At 43.1% G+C, this 17,633-nt stretch carries 17 protein-coding genes; 11 read left to right on the top strand and 6 right to left on the bottom strand.

Annotated features, from left to right (window positions below):
- Positions 1–40: 40 nt before the first annotated feature.
- On the top strand, positions 41–484 hold the full coding sequence (locus UQW94_RS19445; protein ID WP_005381641.1) for an SRPBCC family protein: 444 nt from the start codon (positions 41–43) through the stop codon (positions 482–484).
- On the top strand, positions 474–833 hold the full coding sequence (locus tag UQW94_RS19440; protein WP_213868821.1) for an RnfH family protein: 360 nt from the start codon (positions 474–476) through the stop codon (positions 831–833). The genes UQW94_RS19445 and UQW94_RS19440 overlap by 11 nt, the downstream gene beginning before the upstream one ends.
- Before the next feature lie 101 nt (positions 834–934).
- On the opposite strand, the gene bamE is transcribed toward UQW94_RS19440, so the two are convergent.
- The 5 genes from bamE to nadK all read right to left on the bottom strand — a co-directional run bounded on the left by bamE (position 935) and on the right by nadK (position 6,212).
- A complete protein-coding gene (gene bamE, locus UQW94_RS19435) occupies positions 935–1,294 on the bottom strand; it encodes an outer membrane protein assembly factor BamE (RefSeq protein ID WP_322142495.1) in 360 nt (119 codons plus the stop codon).
- A gap of 242 nt (positions 1,295–1,536) precedes the next feature.
- On the bottom strand, positions 1,537–2,019 hold the full coding sequence (locus UQW94_RS19430) for a GNAT family N-acetyltransferase (RefSeq protein WP_025768876.1): 483 nt from the start codon (positions 2,017–2,019) through the stop codon (positions 1,537–1,539).
- A 21-nt stretch (positions 2,020–2,040) separates the two neighbouring features.
- Positions 2,041–3,705 carry a DNA repair protein RecN gene (recN, locus tag UQW94_RS19425; RefSeq protein ID WP_054865950.1) on the bottom strand — a complete coding sequence of 555 codons (1,665 nt, stop codon included), beginning with the start codon at positions 3,703–3,705 and terminating at the stop codon, positions 2,041–2,043.
- Between the two features lie 166 nt (positions 3,706–3,871).
- A complete protein-coding gene (locus UQW94_RS19420) occupies positions 3,872–5,062 on the bottom strand; it encodes a DUF3103 domain-containing protein (protein ID WP_005383752.1) in 1,191 nt (396 codons plus the stop codon).
- Between the two features lie 265 nt (positions 5,063–5,327).
- Entirely contained in the window at positions 5,328–6,212 is an 885-nt protein-coding gene (gene nadK, locus UQW94_RS19415) for an NAD(+) kinase (RefSeq protein ID WP_005381631.1), read from the bottom strand.
- Between the two features lie 146 nt (positions 6,213–6,358).
- On the opposite strand from nadK, the gene grpE reads away from it, so the two are divergent.
- The 4 genes from grpE to dnaJ all read left to right on the top strand — a co-directional run bounded on the left by grpE (position 6,359) and on the right by dnaJ (position 12,261).
- Complete coding sequence (gene grpE / locus UQW94_RS19410) at positions 6,359–6,955, top strand: nucleotide exchange factor GrpE (RefSeq protein WP_021034134.1); 597 nt, start codon at positions 6,359–6,361, stop codon at positions 6,953–6,955.
- Positions 6,956–7,372: 417 nt separating this feature from the next.
- Positions 7,373–8,647, top strand: a complete 1,275-nt coding sequence (locus tag UQW94_RS19405) for a dicarboxylate/amino acid:cation symporter (RefSeq protein ID WP_005381625.1) — start codon at positions 7,373–7,375, stop codon at positions 8,645–8,647.
- A gap of 347 nt (positions 8,648–8,994) precedes the next feature.
- On the top strand, positions 8,995–10,908 hold the full coding sequence (gene dnaK / locus UQW94_RS19400; RefSeq protein ID WP_149192387.1) for a molecular chaperone DnaK: 1,914 nt from the start codon (positions 8,995–8,997) through the stop codon (positions 10,906–10,908).
- A gap of 204 nt (positions 10,909–11,112) precedes the next feature.
- Complete coding sequence (gene dnaJ, locus UQW94_RS19395; protein WP_005381620.1) at positions 11,113–12,261, top strand: molecular chaperone DnaJ; 1,149 nt, start codon at positions 11,113–11,115, stop codon at positions 12,259–12,261.
- A 69-nt stretch (positions 12,262–12,330) separates the two neighbouring features.
- Here the strand turns inward: dnaJ and UQW94_RS19390 are convergent, their stop codons facing one another.
- The gene (locus UQW94_RS19390) at positions 12,331–12,762 is read right to left on the bottom strand and encodes a type IV pilin protein (RefSeq protein ID WP_033905821.1); all 432 of its coding nucleotides are present in this window, start codon (positions 12,760–12,762) and stop codon (positions 12,331–12,333) included.
- A gap of 103 nt (positions 12,763–12,865) precedes the next feature.
- Between UQW94_RS19390 and UQW94_RS19385 the strand changes: the two genes are divergently transcribed.
- From UQW94_RS19385 to UQW94_RS19365, 5 genes are all read left to right on the top strand, one after another.
- Positions 12,866–13,372, top strand: coding sequence for a GspH/FimT family pseudopilin (locus tag UQW94_RS19385; RefSeq protein WP_149192398.1), 507 nt, complete (start codon positions 12,866–12,868; stop codon positions 13,370–13,372).
- On the top strand, positions 13,353–13,943 hold the full coding sequence (locus UQW94_RS19380; protein WP_322142494.1) for a pilus assembly protein PilW: 591 nt from the start codon (positions 13,353–13,355) through the stop codon (positions 13,941–13,943). Before UQW94_RS19385 ends, UQW94_RS19380 begins: the two co-directional genes overlap by 20 nt.
- Positions 13,940–15,250 carry a hypothetical protein gene (locus tag UQW94_RS19375; protein ID WP_149192386.1) on the top strand — a complete coding sequence of 437 codons (1,311 nt, stop codon included), beginning with the start codon at positions 13,940–13,942 and terminating at the stop codon, positions 15,248–15,250. The genes UQW94_RS19380 and UQW94_RS19375 overlap by 4 nt, the downstream gene beginning before the upstream one ends.
- A complete protein-coding gene (locus tag UQW94_RS19370; RefSeq protein ID WP_017635696.1) occupies positions 15,240–15,653 on the top strand; it encodes a type IV pilus modification PilV family protein in 414 nt (137 codons plus the stop codon). Before UQW94_RS19375 ends, UQW94_RS19370 begins: the two co-directional genes overlap by 11 nt.
- 394 nt (positions 15,654–16,047) lie before the next feature.
- Positions 16,048–17,607 carry an AbgT family transporter gene (locus UQW94_RS19365; RefSeq protein ID WP_005383758.1) on the top strand — a complete coding sequence of 520 codons (1,560 nt, stop codon included), beginning with the start codon at positions 16,048–16,050 and terminating at the stop codon, positions 17,605–17,607.
- The last annotated feature ends 26 nt before the right edge of the window (positions 17,608–17,633 follow it).

The raw sequence follows: 17,633 nt of genomic DNA, 5'->3' as shown, positions 1-17,633 counted from the left end.
CAGGAGCTTTAAATCTGTACATGTATCGATAGGAGTATGTATGAAGCAAGTCAGCCGTTCTGCGCTTGTGTCTTTTAGTGCTGAACAGATGTTCAATCTGGTTAACGATGTTGCTAAATACCCTGAGTTTCTGCCTGGTTGCTCGGGCTCTAGAATCATTGAGTCTTCGGGGAATGGTATGGTGGCTTCTGTCGATGTGGCGAAGGCTGGAATCAGCAAAACGTTTACGACTTCAAATGAGTTGATCCCCGGTCAGGCAATTATGATGAACTTGGTGGATGGCCCGTTTAAGACGTTGCGTGGTGGTTGGATTTTTACCGCGTTAGATGAGCAAGCTTGCAAGGTTGAACTAAAGCTTGAGTTTGAATTCTCGAGTAAAATGATTGAGATGGCCTTCGGTAAGATTTTTAACGAGCTTACTAGTAATATGGTAAATGCATTTACTAAACGCGCAAAACAGGTCTACGAGTGTTATGAGTATTGAGTCAGATATGATTCACGTTGAGGTTGTCTATGCTCTTCCTCATGAACAGCGTGTATTTAACTTAGTGGTAAATAATCACGCAACGGTAGAAGAGATCATTCGACAATCCGGTGTATTGGAGTTGTACCCTGAAATTGATTTGTCCAAGAACAAAGTGGGTGTGTTTAGTCGTAACGTGAAGTTAGATGTGACCGTTCGAGATCGAGATCGAATAGAGATTTATCGTCCGTTACTCGCCGATCCGAAAGAGATTCGCCGTAAACGGGCGGAGCAGGCTAAAGCCGTGGGGAGTGCAGACCCAGTCACCGGTGGCAAGCCTAGTTCTGTACGTAAAAATAAGCAGGATTAATATAAACCCAATAGCTCATGTGAGTTACTCAAAGTTTGACTAACGTGATTTCTATATAATAAAAAACCTCCCAAACGGGAGGTTTTTTTGCAAAAGTCAGTTTACTGAATTTGCTCGTAAAATGCGTCACTTTTTGGAAAGTCACCACTGATGTCTGCGAGCGTGCCCTGGTCATTAAAGCTTACAATCAGATCTTTCTGTACTGGTTCGCCATGGCCAGGAGTATGATGATAGATGTAATACCAAGTGTTTGGATAGCCGTTTTCAATAAGCATTGGCGACCCTAATACGAAGCGAACCTGTGCTTTAGTCATCCCAAACTTTAATTTATCAACCGCACTTTGTTCTACATAGTTGCCTTGGTTGATATCAATACGATAAACCAGTCTTTCCAATACCGAACATCCTGTCAGCAATGTCATTGCTAATGGTACGGCAACTAACCACTTCTTTAATTGCATAATAATTTCTTAGTAACCTTTAAAATACTGCGCTGATAATAAACAAGCTCGACGCAGATGTAAAAAGCTATGCGTCGTATGGTAGACAATCTGACAACGAATTTTGAGTTGAGTTGCATTTATTCACCGATATTAGGCGGTAAATGTCACCACATGACGTATTAGTTAGGTGACGAAGAGCACATTTCAATCGGAGGTAGGGTGATGGACGCTTTCAGCGGTGAGCCAAGCCTAGTGACTCGTTAGTCGGTTTTGGCGAATTCGCGTAATGCATCACCTGAAAAACGATAATACTCTTTTTCATGAATTAGTGTTGCACCAATTGAGCGGTAAAACTGACCTGCGGTAGGGTTACTACTTTCAGCTGTCCAGTCCAACCTTTGGCATCCACACTTGATCGCCAAAGATGCCAGATACTTCATTAACTTGAGACCAACCCCTTTTCCTCGAACCTTCGAAGATACGAACAGATCTTTTAAGTACATCTGCCCTGAGAGCTTTGGGGCAGGGAACATGACGGTATAAGATGCAAAGCCTACGACGTCATCATTATCGTAAACCGCAATGATATGAACGCCAGAATGTTCAGAGAAAACTTGGTTCTTTAGATAATGGACCAGATCGTGTTTTGATGAAGCTTTTTCTTTGAAGTAGTAATGTTCTAACTCAATAAAAATAGGGATGAGATCTAAGCAGTTGGTTTTGTGTATTGCTCTGATATCCATATCTCATCCCTTGTCGATTTATTAAGCGGCGATAAGCAGTTCTTTTGCGTTTGCCAACGTTGAGTCGGTTATTTGACTACCCCCAAGTAAGCGAGCTAATTCTGCCACACGTTGTTGTTCATCTAATGCGTGCATTTGGGTTTCGGTTTGGCCTGCTTTGGTTTGCTTAGCTACAAACATTTGTTGATGGCCGCATCCGGCAACTTGAGGGAGGTGAGTGACACACAATACCTGAGTAGATTCGCCAAGCTTGCGTAGCATTTTGCCCACTACGGCAGCTGTTGGGCCACTAATACCTACGTCCACTTCATCGAAGATTAAACTTGGTGTATCTACTTTCTGAGCGGTGATCACTTGGATCGCTAGAGAGATGCGTGATAGCTCACCGCCTGACGCAACTTTTGCTATAGGTTGTAATGGTTGTCCCGGGTTGGTCGATACTAAGAAGCACACGCTGTCCATGCCAAGCGGCGATGGGTGCGTGTTGTCATTGCTAACTTCGATACTGAATACTGCTTTCTCCATGCTCAATTCGTGCATGCTTTGTGTGATCAGTTTGTTCAGTTCTTTTGCGTAACGGCTGCGTGATTTGTGCAGTTTTTCTGCTTGTGTTAGAAAGCTTTGGTACTTGTGTTCTACTTCTTGAGCAAGTTCATCTAAACGTTCATCGGAGCAATCTAACGCTTCTACTTGGGTCAGAAGATCTTGATGATGCTGGTAGAGTTCTTCTGGCATTACGTGGTGTTTACGAGCTACAGACATCACTTTAGAAAAACGTTCTTCTACATAAGCCATACGAGCTGGATCAACATCGATGCCATCTAAGTAGCTGCGTAATTCATTCTTCGTTTCTTCAAGTTGAATCATCGCTTCTGACAGCATGTTAGGTAGCTCAGATAGCTTTTCATCTAATTCGGCTAATTGAATTAGGGAGTGATTGGCCGATTGCAAAATACCAAGCGCATTGACTTCTTCACCTTCGTAAATAAGTTCGATGGCTTGCTGACAGGTAGTGGCGAGTTCACCACTGTTGGATAGTCGTTTGTGCTCTTGCTCGAGCTCTGCAAATTCTTCTTCACCTAGCGATAACTCATTCAGTTCTTTGATTTGGTATTCAAGCAATTGTTTTTGCGCCTGGTTTTGCTGGCTATTTTCTTTTAGTTGCTTGAGGTTATTGTCTGCCTGACGCCAATGCTGGTAAGCACTTCGTGTGCTTTTTAGTAGGTTTAAATGCCCAGCATATTGGTCGAGCATGGCCATTTGGTGCTCACTTTTCATCAATTGATGATGAGCGTGCTGCCCATGGATATTGATAAGTAGCTGCCCTAGAGATTTGAGTTGTGATAGTGGAACAGGGCTGCCATTAATGAAGGCTCTTGAGCGGCCTTCTTTTGTGATAATACGACGCAAAATACACTCACTGCCATCTAGCAGATCGTTATCTTCTAACCAACGTGTTGCATGTAAGTTGTTGTCCAATAAAAAAGCGGCGCTAACTTCGGTTTTCTCTTCACCTTGTCGCACCATGCCGGCATCGGCTCGTCCGCCTAAGCAGAGCCCTAAAGCATCGATAGCAATGGATTTACCCGCGCCTGTTTCACCTGTAATGGTGGTCATGCCCTTAGAAAGCTCGAGTTGTAAAGACTTAACAATCGCAAAATTATTAACACTTAGATGAGCCAGCATTTTATTTACCTGTATAACCGAACAATACTGTATAAGAGAACAGTATATACTGTTTCTTTATACAGTAAAGTCAGGTGAGGAAAATTTTCTTTGTAGGCTGTTTTTTTGTGATGAAGTGGGAAAAATGAGCCGATGTGATTACAACGACTCATTAAAATTGAACAGGTTACGGACGAGTTGGGTTAATCGTTAGTGGTTCTAGTGTGACGACTGCATTCACACCTGCACCTGGGTGATCTACGTATGAAGTATCTTGCATTAGAGTGTAGTAAACGTCGACGAAGTCATCATCATTCGTGAGTACACCATCGGGGATAGTGTCGATGATCTTGTTCGTGATTTGCGGAATAATCGCGTAAGCCTGAACTTCTGGATCTGGAATCGCTTTCAATACTTCTTCGGCAACTTGAACAAGGAGTTTTGCCAATTGTTTATAGTCTGTGCCGTCATCTTGCTCCATGAGCACAATGTCTGCCGCACCCCAGCGGTAACGAGACCAGTGAATAATGATCTGATTTGGATAGTAATCTTGGTTATCGTAGTCTAAGTATGGAAGCTCCACCAAATCGAGAGTAGGTTCATCACGACTTGGATTGACGCCCGTTACGATAGCGTAGATTTCTGCCTTGCCAGAGATCCAAGGTTCTTTGTCATCGGCTAGACGGATCTTTTTCAACTGCGTGGTTTGAATTGGAGCCGCTTCGCCCACTGCGCTACTTGACAATAGCGGTGTATTTTGGCGTTGTTCATCAGCAATATATGGTTGAACTAAAGCTGGTTGACCGAGTTTTTTCATCTCAGCTTGCATAGCTTGCAAGCCTGCTTTTAGCTCTGCAGAGCTATTGTTATCAACGACAAGTACAGGTACCTCAGGGAGCTGGTAAACATCGAGTTGATGGATGTTGCCATAAACATCAAATGCTTCGATGTATTGCCAATTCTCATCATCACCACTTGGTTCAAATGCAAATAATGGCTCGACCTCGCCACTTTGCCATGCTGTTATCATGGCTTCATTTGCCAAGCGAACTTCTAACAACTGATCTGAGTATTCAGAAATACCTTTCCAGCTACGAATTTGAGTGTCAGCTTGTACAAGCTGGCGGCTGAACTCTGAGTTAGGGTTTTGCTTAACAAATGCTGATACAGACACGTTAGTCTGTTGCGGAGTAATATCTCTTCTCAACATGGGTTCAATGGCAGCATAGTTCTCACTCAATTGTTGAGCTAGGGCACGCTTCGTCTTAGTGATATCTTCCGCTTTTGCGTTGGATACACTGTTGACTTGCGTTTCCTCTGATTGGCAGCCAATAAGTGCTAATGTACTGAGAACAGACAGAATGATTGTTTTCTTCATAATATGTCCTTTATTGATTGTATGAAATAGAGTTAATACTCTATTCATGGTGAGAATATCACCGGACATAGATCATTGAATTTGCTTTTCTATCTTTTGTGTAAAGTTTGCCCACAGGATCAAAATTTATAAGCTTCTCTTTAATGATGACAAATATCGTGTCGCCTCACTACTTTGTGTCTATTTCTTGTCTAAGAAAGCCAAAAGCCAGTAGCAATTGAGCTGCTGGCTTTTTTATTGAAGTTATTACCCTGAGTAACAAGTGTTAGAACAATTTACTAGACCAGCCAAGCTTATTCCGTAAGACGTGATAGTAGCTGTAGTCTTTTGGATGGATGAGCTTTAGTACATTTGGACTTTGATAGATGTGAATTTCGTCGCCAGGGGTAACTGGAAGTGAGACTTGTCCATCACAGCTAACTTCTTGTGTTCCACGGTTTTCTGGTGATACCACCAATTTAATTCGACGTTTTCCATCAACCACCAAAGGTCGACTCGACAATGTATGAGGGAACATTGGCACGAGTGAAATGGCATTCAAGCTAGGAGAAAGAATTGGGCCGCCGCCAGAAAGTGAATATGCCGTCGAGCCAGTCGGAGTGGAGACAATCAAACCGTCGGCCCGTAAAGAGAAGGCGAAGCTTTCATCAATATACACTTCAAATTCAATCATATGAGCAATTTGCCCTGGGTGAAGTACGGCTTCGTTTAGCGCAGCGTTATGGCTCTTTATTTGTCCGTGGCGGTGTACTTCCGCCTCTAAAAGAAAACGCTCCTCTTCAATGTACTCACCGTCGAGTACCGCTTGCAGAGACGCTTGGAAGTCGTCTGGGTTCAAGTCAGTTAAGAAGCCCAAATTTCCGCGGTTCACGCCTATAACTGGTACATCAAATCGGGATAAAATTCTTGCTGCACCTAGCATGTTGCCATCGCCACCAACCACAATGGCTAGATCGGCATTTTTTCCTAGTTCAACTAAGCTAGCAAACTGACTCTGTGGGATATCATCCAGTATTGCGGCAAGGCGATCGTCAATGAATACTTTATAGCCCTCAGAGGTCAACCATTGGTACAACTCTTTATGAGTTTGAATTGCTTGTTGATCTCTTGGTTTTCCGATAATCGCGATCACGTTACATGGATTTTTCATAGCATTTCCGCATTAAAGAGGCTTGAATCAGGAATCTTCATCCCCATAATAATGGCAAGTCACCTAAATATGCGAATTTTTATGTGGTTAAAGCCCGCAAAAACGCGCATGGCTTTAAGGGCATTATGTTGAATTCTGGAGATATCATGAGCAACGAAGAAAACAAAGTTACAGAAGAAGAGCTTGATCAAATCATCGAAGAGGCTGAAAAAGTAGAAGCTGAAGCACAAGAAGTTGAAGCTGAGCTTGAAGAGCTTGGTGATGAGACAGACGCTAAGATTGCTCAACTAGAAGCGGCACTATTGTCTAGCGAGGCAAAAGTAAAAGAGCAACAAGATGCGGTGTTGCGTTCTAAAGCTGAAGTAGAAAACATGCGTCGTCGCACTGAGCAAGAGATCGATAAAGCACGTAAGTTTGCGTTGAACAAGTTTGCAGAAGAGCTGCTTCCTGTTATTGATAACCTAGAGCGTGCAATTCAAGCGGCAGATACAGAGAATGAAACTGTGAAGCCGTTCCTAGAAGGCGTTGAACTAACACATAAAACGTTTGTAGACGTTGTCGCGAAATTTGGCTTGAAAGCAATCAACCCTGAAGGTGAAGCATTCAATCCAGAGTTCCATCAAGCGATGTCGATTCAGGAGAGCCCTGATCATGAATCAAACACTGTTATGTTTGTTATGCAAAAAGGTTACGAACTAAACGGTCGTGTGATTCGTCCGGCAATGGTAATGGTTGCTAAGTAACTTTAACTACCTGTTTTTTAAATATAAAAGCGCCCATCATTTTTGATGGGCGCTTTTTTGTTTTAAACATAAATGACTGCATCGAACTTCGTTGTATATCGATAAATGAAAATTTGATCCCCTTCATATTTTTTCCTATTGGTTAATTATTTTCCTATAGGAGATTTTCTCTCATCTCGCTGCGTGTTTATTAACGGAAAGGGCTATAAGTGATTGTAATCATTCGTTGTGTGAATATTTGTTCTGCATAGGAATGTAAATATAGTCATTTTTTCTAAAACAATGTCGTTAACAAAAATGTAAATTATCACTTTATTTTGTAACTTCGGTGTGTATGATTTGCGACTAATGCTTTAAAAGTAAGCATATATAACTACAAAAATGTAAATAGTAAACACAACATATCGGAGATTTATAATGGATAAATCGCTTTCTAGTAAGATTTTTATAGGCTTGTTTGCCGGCCTTGTGCTGGGGACAGCAATTCAGTACTTATTTAGCGGTATTGCGATTTTTGATACATACCTACTTGGAGCAGCAGAAGGTGTTGGCGGCATGTTCGTCTCACTGATCAAATTGCTTGTTGTTCCTTTAGTTTACGTTTCAATCGTATGCGGCATTGTTGACTTGAAAGACATCAGTGCATTTGGTCGTCTTGGTGGAAAAACTTTTACCCTTTACATTCTTAACACCATCATTGCGATTACGGCGGCTTTGACTGTCGGCTTGATCTTCCAGCCAGGAGCGGGCGCTAATCTAGCAGGAACTGTATCTGAGGCTGTACAGCTGACAACGACAGAGACGCCGGACATTTTCTCTTTAGTTGTTAACATTGTTCCTAGCAATCCTGTACAAGCGTTTGCTAGCGGCGACATGCTGCAAATCATCTTTATGGCAATTTTGACGGGGCTTGCAATTCAAGCTTTGGATTCTCGTGGTGGCCCAGCTATTCGCACATTCAAAATGGCAAATGAAATCATGATGAAATTGGTTGGATTAGTGATGAGTCTTGCACCATATGGTGTGTTCGCACTAATGATTCAACTAGGTGCAACGCTAAACGCCAATACATTAATGTCCGTTGCCGGTTACGTGGCTTTGGTGGTTGCGATGTTGGTGTTCTGGATCTTCTTCTTCTACCCAATGGCAGTGAGTATTGCGACAGGAACTTCTCCAAAGACTTTCCTACGTGCAACTCGTGAGCAGATTCTTTTCTCTCTATCTACCGCGAGCTCAAACGCGACTATCCCGGTAACGATGCGCACACTGACAGAAAAGCTTCAGGTCTCTAAATCGGTTGCTGGCTTCGGTGTACCACTGGGCGCAACGATGAATATGTCTGGTGTTTCTATCTATATTGCTCTAGCAACGATGTTTGTTGCGAACGCTTTTGGCCAGCCAATTAACACCGCAGACATCTTCACACTTGGCTTAACTATTCTTCTGTTATCTATTGGTGCTGGCGGTGTTCCTGGGGGCGGCGTGGTAATGGTAGGCGTTTTGCTTCACCAACTAGGTTTACCACCTGAAGGTTTAGCAATCATTGCAGCGGTCGACCGTATTAATGATATGTTCTGTACATCATCTAACGTTGTCGGCGACACGGCAGTGAACACCATTGTTGCAAAAACAGAAGGTGAGATCGGTAAAGAAGAAGGGGTTGATGCTGAGCCTGCTCAAGCGAACGCCTAATACCTTGAATAATTTATTTTAACCCTAATATTGAAGCGAGCTCTTATGAGCTCGTTTTTTATTTAGGAAGAGTCGGACATAAATAAATTTATCTGGGAAATGACGTTTTGTTGCGCTACAGCAGTGTGACGAGTTCCCAACTAATCAGAAAGAAACACATAAATTTCGAAAAAAGACGCTTTTTTTTAATTCTGCCCTTGAAAAGCATTTTGCCGCCCTTATCTATGTGGCATAGAGAAGCAAACATTGATTATTTTTGTTTGTGAGCAAGGGTTGAAACCCGATTCTCCTCCCCCCACATTGGGGTTATAACCAAACGAAAATAGAATTTATTCGGAGATAGCCAGATGGGTAAAATCATTGGTATTGACTTAGGTACTACTAACTCATGTGTTGCTGTATTAGACGGCGACAAACCACGTGTAATTGAAAACGCAGAGGGCGAACGTACTACTGCATCGGTTATTGCTTACACTGACGGTGAGACGCTAGTAGGTCAACCAGCGAAACGTCAAGCAGTAACTAACCCAGAAAACACGCTATTTGCAATTAAGCGTCTAATCGGTCGTCGTTTTGAAGACGAAGAAGTTCAGCGTGACATCGAAATCATGCCTTACAAAATCGTTAAGGCTGACAACGGTGATGCTTGGGTAGAAGCGAAAGGCCAAAAAATGGCAGCTCCTCAGGTTTCTGCTGAAGTTCTTAAGAAAATGAAGAAAACTGCTGAAGACTTCCTTGGTGAGGAAGTAACTGGCGCAGTTATCACAGTACCTGCTTACTTTAACGATGCTCAGCGTCAAGCGACAAAAGATGCTGGCCGTATCGCAGGTCTAGAAGTTAAACGTATCATCAACGAACCAACAGCAGCTGCGCTAGCTTACGGTCTTGATAAGAAAGGCGGCGATCGCACTATCGCGGTATACGACCTTGGTGGTGGTACATTCGATATTTCAATCATCGAAATCGATGAAGTTGAAGGCGAGAAAACATTCGAAGTTCTAGCAACTAACGGTGATACTCACCTAGGTGGTGAAGACTTTGATAACCGTCTAATCAACTACTTGGTTGATGAGTTCAACAAAGAGCAAGGCATCAACCTTAAGAACGACCCACTAGCAATGCAGCGTGTTAAAGAAGCAGCAGAGAAAGCGAAAATCGAGCTTTCTTCTACTTCTCAAACAGACGTAAACCTACCTTACGTTACTGCAGATGCAACTGGTCCTAAGCACATGAACATTAAAGTGACTCGTGCAAAACTAGAATCTCTAGTTGAAGACCTAGTACAACGCTCTCTTGAACCATTAAAAGTAGCTCTAGCTGACGCTGACCTATCAGTAAACGACATCACTGACGTAATCCTAGTTGGTGGTCAGACTCGTATGCCAATGGTTCAAGCGAAAGTTGCTGAGTTCTTTGGTAAAGAAGCGCGCCGTGACGTAAACCCTGACGAAGCAGTAGCAATGGGTGCTGCAGTTCAAGGTGGTGTACTTGCTGGTGACGTTAAAGACGTACTACTACTAGACGTAACTCCACTGTCTCTAGGTATCGAGACAATGGGTGGCGTGATGACTAAGTTAGTTGAGAAGAACACAACTATCCCAACTAAAGCGAACCAAGTTTTCTCTACAGCGGAAGACAACCAGAGCGCGGTAACTATCCACGTTCTACAAGGTGAGCGTAAGCAAGCGATGTACAACAAGTCTCTAGGCCAATTTAACCTAGAAGGCATCCAGCCTGCACCACGTGGTATGCCACAAATCGAGGTTACGTTTGACCTTGATGCGGACGGTATCCTACACGTATCTGCGAAAGACAAGCAGACTGGTAAAGAGCAGAAGATCACTATCCAAGCTTCTGGCGGTCTAAGCGATGAAGACATCGAGAAAATGGTTCAAGAAGCAGAAGCTAACAAAGAAGCGGACAAGAAGTTCGAAGAGCTAGCGACTGCACGTAACCAAGCTGACCAAATGATTCACGGTACTCGCAAGCAAGTAGAAGAAGCTGGTGAAGCGCTACCTGCAGAAGAGAAAGAGAAGATTGAAGCAGCAATTTCTGAGCTAGAAACAGCACGTAAAGGCGAAGACAAAGATGCTATCGATGCTAAAGTTCAAGCACTAATGACTGCTTCTCAAAAGCTGATGGAAATCGCTCAACAACAAGCTCAAGCGCAGCAAGCACAAGGTGCTGACGCAGGTGCACAGTCTAAAGAAGACGACGTTGTAGATGCTGAGTTCGAAGAAGTTAAAGACGACAAGAAATAATATTTCTTAACCAGATGGCTGCATAGCCATCTGGGGTCGATAAGACTTCGTGTGCGGGCGTTTGGGGCAACTCTTACGCCCGTCTGTTTGTAAACGCTGTCTTTCTAGTTAAGTATGTTGCAGACAAGTGCACTTACCTAGAACGATACAAACACCAAGCGGTGAATCGATGCCGTTTGTAGTAATTAACTGGTGACGAAGAACATGTCAAAACGTGATTTTTACGAAGTATTAGGCGTAAGCCGTGATGCCTCAGAGCGCGATATCAAAAAGGCGTATAAGCGTCTAGCGATGAAATTCCACCCAGACCGAAACCAGGGTGATGATTCTGCGGCGGACAAGTTTAAAGAAGTAAAAGAAGCGTACGAAGTTCTGACCGACCCTCAAAAGAAAGCGGCGTACGACCAATACGGTCATGCTGCTTTTGAACAAGGCGGCGGTGGTTTCGGTGGCGGCGGCTTTGGCGGCGGCGGTGCTGATTTCGGCGACATCTTTGGCGATGTATTCGGTGACATCTTTGGTGGTGGTCGTCGTGGCGGTGGTGGCCACCGTGCCCAGCGAGGTGCTGACCTACGTTACAACATGGAATTAACGCTAGAAGAAGCAGTTCGTGGTGTAACGAAAGAGATCGAAGTACCGACACTAGTACACTGTGATACCTGTGATGGTAGTGGCGCGAAGAAAGGTTCATCTGCTGAAACATGTGGTACCTGTCATGGTCATGGTCAAGTACAGATGCGACAAGGCTTCTTCGCAGTGCAACAAACCTGTCCTACCTGTCACGGTAAAGGTAAAATCATTAAAGACCCTTGTAATGAGTGTCATGGTCAAGGTCGTAAGCAGAAAACAAAAACACTTAACGTTAAGATCCCAGCAGGTGTTGATACTGGCGACCGTATTCGTCTATCTGGCGAAGGTGAAGCGGGAGAAATGGGGGCGCCTGCTGGCGACTTATATGTACAAGTGCACGTGAAAGAGCACCATATCTTCGAGCGTGATGGCAACAACCTATACTGTGAAGTGCCAGTAAGCTTTGCGATGGCGGCTCTAGGTGGTGAAGTTGAAGTGCCAACTCTAGATGGTCGCGTAAGCCTAAAAGTACCTTCAGAAACGCAAACAGGTCGTATGTTCCGCATGCGTGGTAAAGGTGTGAAAGGCGTTCGCGGTGGCGGTGTTGGTGATCTTATTGTGAAGTTGGTTGTTGAAACACCAGTAAACCTAAGCTCACGCCAAAAAGAACTGCTCAAAGAGTTTGAAGAGTCTTGTGGTGGTGAAGCGGCGACAAAGCACAAGCCTAAATCAGAAGGCTTTTTCAACGGTGTGAAAAAGTTCTTTGATGATTTAACCAGCTAAGACGTTAGTGAAAAGCACAAATACAAAGGCCTGCTAAAATGCAGGCCTTTTTGCATCTCGGTGTTCTTGCTAGTTCCAGCAATCACTTGGTTCTTCGACATTTGTTGACGTTAAAGTAATCGTTTTAGAACCAGTCAAGCACTCGTCGTCATCTTGTCCCAGAGCCGATTTTGCTGTTGCTGTAATGGTATAGGCCGTACTTGCAGAGCTCGCAATATCGAAAGAAAATCTATTTGTGTCTGAGTCACATAGAGTGCATGTGCCTCCAGAGAGAATATGACTCCAGTCGTACCCACCATCATAAGATGTCTCTAGCTCTAGCTGAATTCGACTAAGATCGCTCAAGGCAACCGTCCTATGAGACTTGATTACATGATTAGTGTAAGAGGGGTAGGCGACCGCAGCAATGATCCCGACAATCACGACAGCTATCAGTAATTCGATCAATGTCATCCCTCTCAATCCTTTTTTGTAGCCGTTACAACGAGAAATTCGAATCATCACGAGTAGTTTCCTTTTCACTTTTCCGCCTATTTTTGGCAGGTGATAGCATCTGTGCAAGATGAATTACGGCCCTTTTGCCGTTTACATAGGAATTTGGGAAATGCCTCGCGGGTTTACGTTGTTGGAGCTTCTTATTACTGTTGCTGCCTTGTCAGTACTACTACTTTTTGTCGCCCCAAGTTTTTCAAAAGTTAGCCAACACATGAAAATAGTGAATTTAGCCAACGAATTACAGGGTTTGTTGATCCAAGCGAAATCGGAATCGGTGATGAGAAATCAAGATTTTTGGGTTCATATTCAAGGCTTGCCTTCATCCACCGGAAGCTGGAAGCTCACACTCTCGAGTGTATCGAATGTCACTGACATTACTTCAATGAATACTGTTGCTGAGCTGCAAGGTCATCTATATCGGGGTCTGGTGGTGTCGAGTAATATAACTAGCGTCAAGTTTGATCGTGTTATGGGGAATCCCAAAAATGCGGGAAGTATTCACCTGAAGAAATCTCAAGCGGATACCAGTCCGATAAAAGTAACTGTTCATAACGGAGCAGGGCGAGTAAAAGTGTGCGCTATGAATAAGGCAAAATATGGCTTTGAACAATGCTAAACAGCAGGGTAGTACACTTGTTGAGTTTATGATTGCTGCGTTGTTAGGACTTGTCGCTTTGGGCATTGTTGGCGCAGTGTTTCTTTCTAACCAAAAAACAGCTGTGCAGCGAAGCAAGGAAATAATGCTACTTCAGCAGATGAGTAGTGTAATGCAACAAGTGAAAGAGGATATTCAGCGAGCAGGGTTTGATGGTATTACGACAAAATCAATGATGCTTTCCGGTTCTCCTAGCGTTCTATATCAACAATCCGAAAAAATCGGTTATGTTTATCGAAACACAGCAAGCTCTGTGAGTAATACGATATATCGGTTAAAGGATAATATGTTGGAATATTGCCAGGATGATTCACCATCACCTTTAAGTGTCGTGTCTGCTGCTAGTGGATGTTTTGATCTTTTTGATCCTAAGCAAATTAAAGTAACTCAATTTGGTGTTAGTCGAACATTACTATCAGGTTCGTCAATAGAGAGTGCGTTTATTTCTATTTCAATGGCCGCTGAATTAAAAAATGATCCGGCAATTTCTCACGCCATTTTATTACAAGTTCAGCAAAGGAATTGGCAATGATACGTAAGCATCAACAAGGAGTGGCCACGTTACTTATTACTTCCATACTGCTCTCTGTCGCTTTGGTTGTGACGTTAGGCTCATATAAGAATCTATTTTATCAAATTAAGCGTGCGCAGAATGAAGTTAGTTCTCGGCAACAGCACTGGGAAGCGGAAGGAGGGCTTGAGTGTCTATTTGCTTATGTCACAGATGATGTATCCATAGTGAACGAGCTCATCCCAATTAATCACAATAATTTAAATACCTTATGTAAGAGGGAATTAAACCTTAGCCAGCTGAACGTTACTGATATAGGGGCAGGAGTCTATCGTATTAATTCTATATCTCACAATGGTTGGGCCCAGCTCAATAAAACTTTCAGTACACTAAGTAATCATGGAAAAGGAGCGATACAAACCACATCCAAGTTAACTACTTATGGTGATTTAAAGGTTCATCCAGATGCGAAAGGTGATCTTAATTCTGACAATCTGTATGAATGCATATCACTGACTTATCGGTATAGTTATACCATGGAAGGCGGAAGCACAGGATCAAAATATAACACTGCATCAATAAGAGCGAATAGCTTATATGATGGTTCTCCTGCTGGAGGGTGTACCGCTGCAACGACAACCAATGTTACAGTAAAAGCTGGGAATGCAATTACGAAAACTAATAAACCTGAAACTTCTGATCCGCAGCTAAAAGGCGATTTTGTTTATGACTCTGAAGTCGATCCTTTCCAAACCTTTTTTGATTACAAAAAAACACCGGAAAATATTGATAAAGTCAAAGCTTCATTTCCGAAAGCTGGGAAAATCAATTTGTCAAATGCGACACAGTGTAAATCAGTTATCGAAAATGCTTTTAAGGAAGTAGATAAGGTTTGGATTACTGGTGACTGCGCCATTCACGGGAATTTAGCACTTCAAGGCAACCATGAGAAATATACGTTAGTTATTCAAGATGGTATTTTTATCAATACTGGTTCAACAACATTTCAGGGTTCGCTTTTTCATTTAGTCGATAAAACTAAACCACAGTTTGCTCCTGATGAGTTAAAAAGCTATTGGGAAAGTTTGTTCTCGAATGCTGATGGCTCACCGACTAATTTTACCATTGGTAAACAATATACTGATCTTACACAAACTGTTTATGTTGATGCAGGGGCATTTCACGCAACGGGTGGTTATGGTTTTGATACTGATGGGTTAAAAACCTCAATTGCGGGCTCAATGGAGTTACTATTTGATTCCAGCAAAAGACCTACAACAAGGAGAAATGATGTTCGTTGGCAAGAGGGAAGTTGGAATGCCAAGTAAACAACATGGTTTTAGTTTAATTGAAATAATGATTTCTTTTATTTTAATTGGTGTCGGTGCTCTTGGATTGGTTAAGTTGCAAGCTTACATTGAGCTGCGGGCAGATTACGCGATGCATAGCATTGAAGCGCTAAATCTTGCTGAGCAGAAATTAGAGTGGTTTCGTACGCGTGGGGCTATTTCTGCAGTCCCCTCGATGCCCGCCGCTAATTTTGATACAAATATTGTCTCTGGGGAAGATACTACGCACCCCTTGTATACTTTATCTTGGTCTGTGCCAACGGCAACTCTGTCGGGCGCACTTAAAACGATACATATGGAAGCTCTATGGCAAGATCGCCACGGTAAAATACAATCGGTAGAGCTGAAAACCATGATCTCTAAACATAGCGAATTTGATTAAATAGTCTAGGTTCCTGTTTTACGCCGATTCAATCAAAACCGATTGGAGTTCTGGATAAGGTGTTCACTGTCCGCGTTGCCCTTTTTATATTGAAGAGAATTATTTCTTGCTTCTCATCACGTATAGTTTCTTTTCTTAAAACTATCTATTCATCGCTCTATGCAACCTCTGTTTTTGCCAGCTCGTTTACTAAATGTATATGTTGATTTTTCCATAATGTTTCAGGCTTGTATCTTTGGTTTTGTTTTTTTGCAAAATATGTCTCCAATTATGAAAAAAAATCTAGAACCTTGTGCTTTCTCCATTAGTGTTTACTAGAATACTCGCTGGATAGTAGGCCGTTATAATTATTCAAATAGGCCTTGGCACCAACATCATTCACTATGGAGTTACCATGAGTAACCAAGCTGTAAATAAAGCACCATCATCGAAGCCGAGCGGGATGGAGCGCTTTTTAAACTTTATCGAGAGGACAGGTAACAAAATTCCTGATCCTGCGATTTTGTTCTTCTGGGCATTGATCATTACTTGGGCGGCGTCAGCACTTTTGTCGAATGTATCATTCGATCTTCCAAACCCTCGAACGGGCGAAGCTCTTACTATCACCAACTTACTTACGGGCGAAGCGCTAGCAAGTTTCCTTGCTAATATGGTGACGACGTTTACTGGCTTTGCGCCACTGGGTATCGTACTTGTCGCAATGCTAGGTGTGGGTGTTGCAGATTCTTCGGGTTTTATTACGACGGGTCTTAAGAAGATGCTGAACTTCACGCCAGCTAAGCTTCTTACTCCAATGCTTATTTTGGTTGCCATTGTATCGCATACTGCGGCAGATGCAGGCTATGTTCTGGTTATTCCTCTTGGCGGTATTATTTTCCATGCGGCAGGTCGTCACCCTCTAGCAGGTATTGCGGCAGCATTTGCAGGTGTATCTGGTGGCTTCTCTGCAAACTTTATCCCTTCAGGTATAGATCCACTACTAGCAGGCTTTACGCAAACTGCGGCGCAGGTTCTTGATCCTGAATACGTGGTTAACCCATTAGCGAACATCTTCTTTACTGGCCTATCTTCCATCATTATTGTAGCGATTGGTTGGTACGTGACAGAAAAAATCATTGAGCCTCGTTTGTCAAAAATGCCAATTGATGACGATGCGGAAACTGCGCCAAACCTAGGTTCATTTACTGAACTGGAATCAAAAGCATTCCGTTATGCAGGTTGGGCAATGATGGCGGGTATTGCTTTACTTGTTGCAGCGTTAATTCCAGAAACATCAGCACTACGCTCGCCTGAAGGTGAAATTACGGCCTTCTCAGCACCGATCATGAAGTCTATCGTTCCGCTGATCTTTATTCTGTTTATCATTCCTGGTTACGTTTACGGTAAAGTGTCTGGAACGTTCAAGACCAGCAACGACATTATCAAAGCGATGGCTGACACCATGTCAACCATGGGCGCATACATTGTAATGTCGTTCTTCTGTGCTCAGTTCTTATCTGCATTTGCTCAGTCAAACATCGGTACGATGCTAGCGTTGTATGGCGCAGAAGGCTTAAAAGCGATGAACCTACCAGGTGAAGTGACCATCATCGGTATGATCCTTCTAACCGCGTCTGTAAACCTACTTATTGGTTCGGCATCGGCAAAATGGGCTTTAATTGGTCCAATCTTAGTGCCAATGCTAATGGCGGTTGGTATCTCGCCTGAGCTGTCTCAAGCGGCTTACCGTGTGGGTGACTCTGTATCGAACATCATTTCGCCTCTAATGGTATTTTTCCCTCTTGTAGTGGTTTACTGTCAGCGTTATGTGAAGTCGGCTGGTATCGGTACGCTTGCGTCACTAATGATGCCATTCTCGATCGCAATGCTGATCGGTTGGTCTATCTTCCTAGTTGCTTATTGGATGGTAGGTATCCCACTAGGCATTCAAGCTCCTTACACTTACACCATGTAAAAACGTGTAGGGTGTGAAAGCCACTA

Origin of the sequence: Vibrio sp. PBL-C16 (genome assembly GCF_034321865.1) — a bacterium.
In the GTDB taxonomy this organism is placed as follows: Bacteria; Pseudomonadota; Gammaproteobacteria; order Enterobacterales; family Vibrionaceae; genus Vibrio; species Vibrio alginolyticus.
Note: the sequence above shows the minus strand (reverse complement) of the source record. Positions and strands in the feature narration are given on the sequence as shown.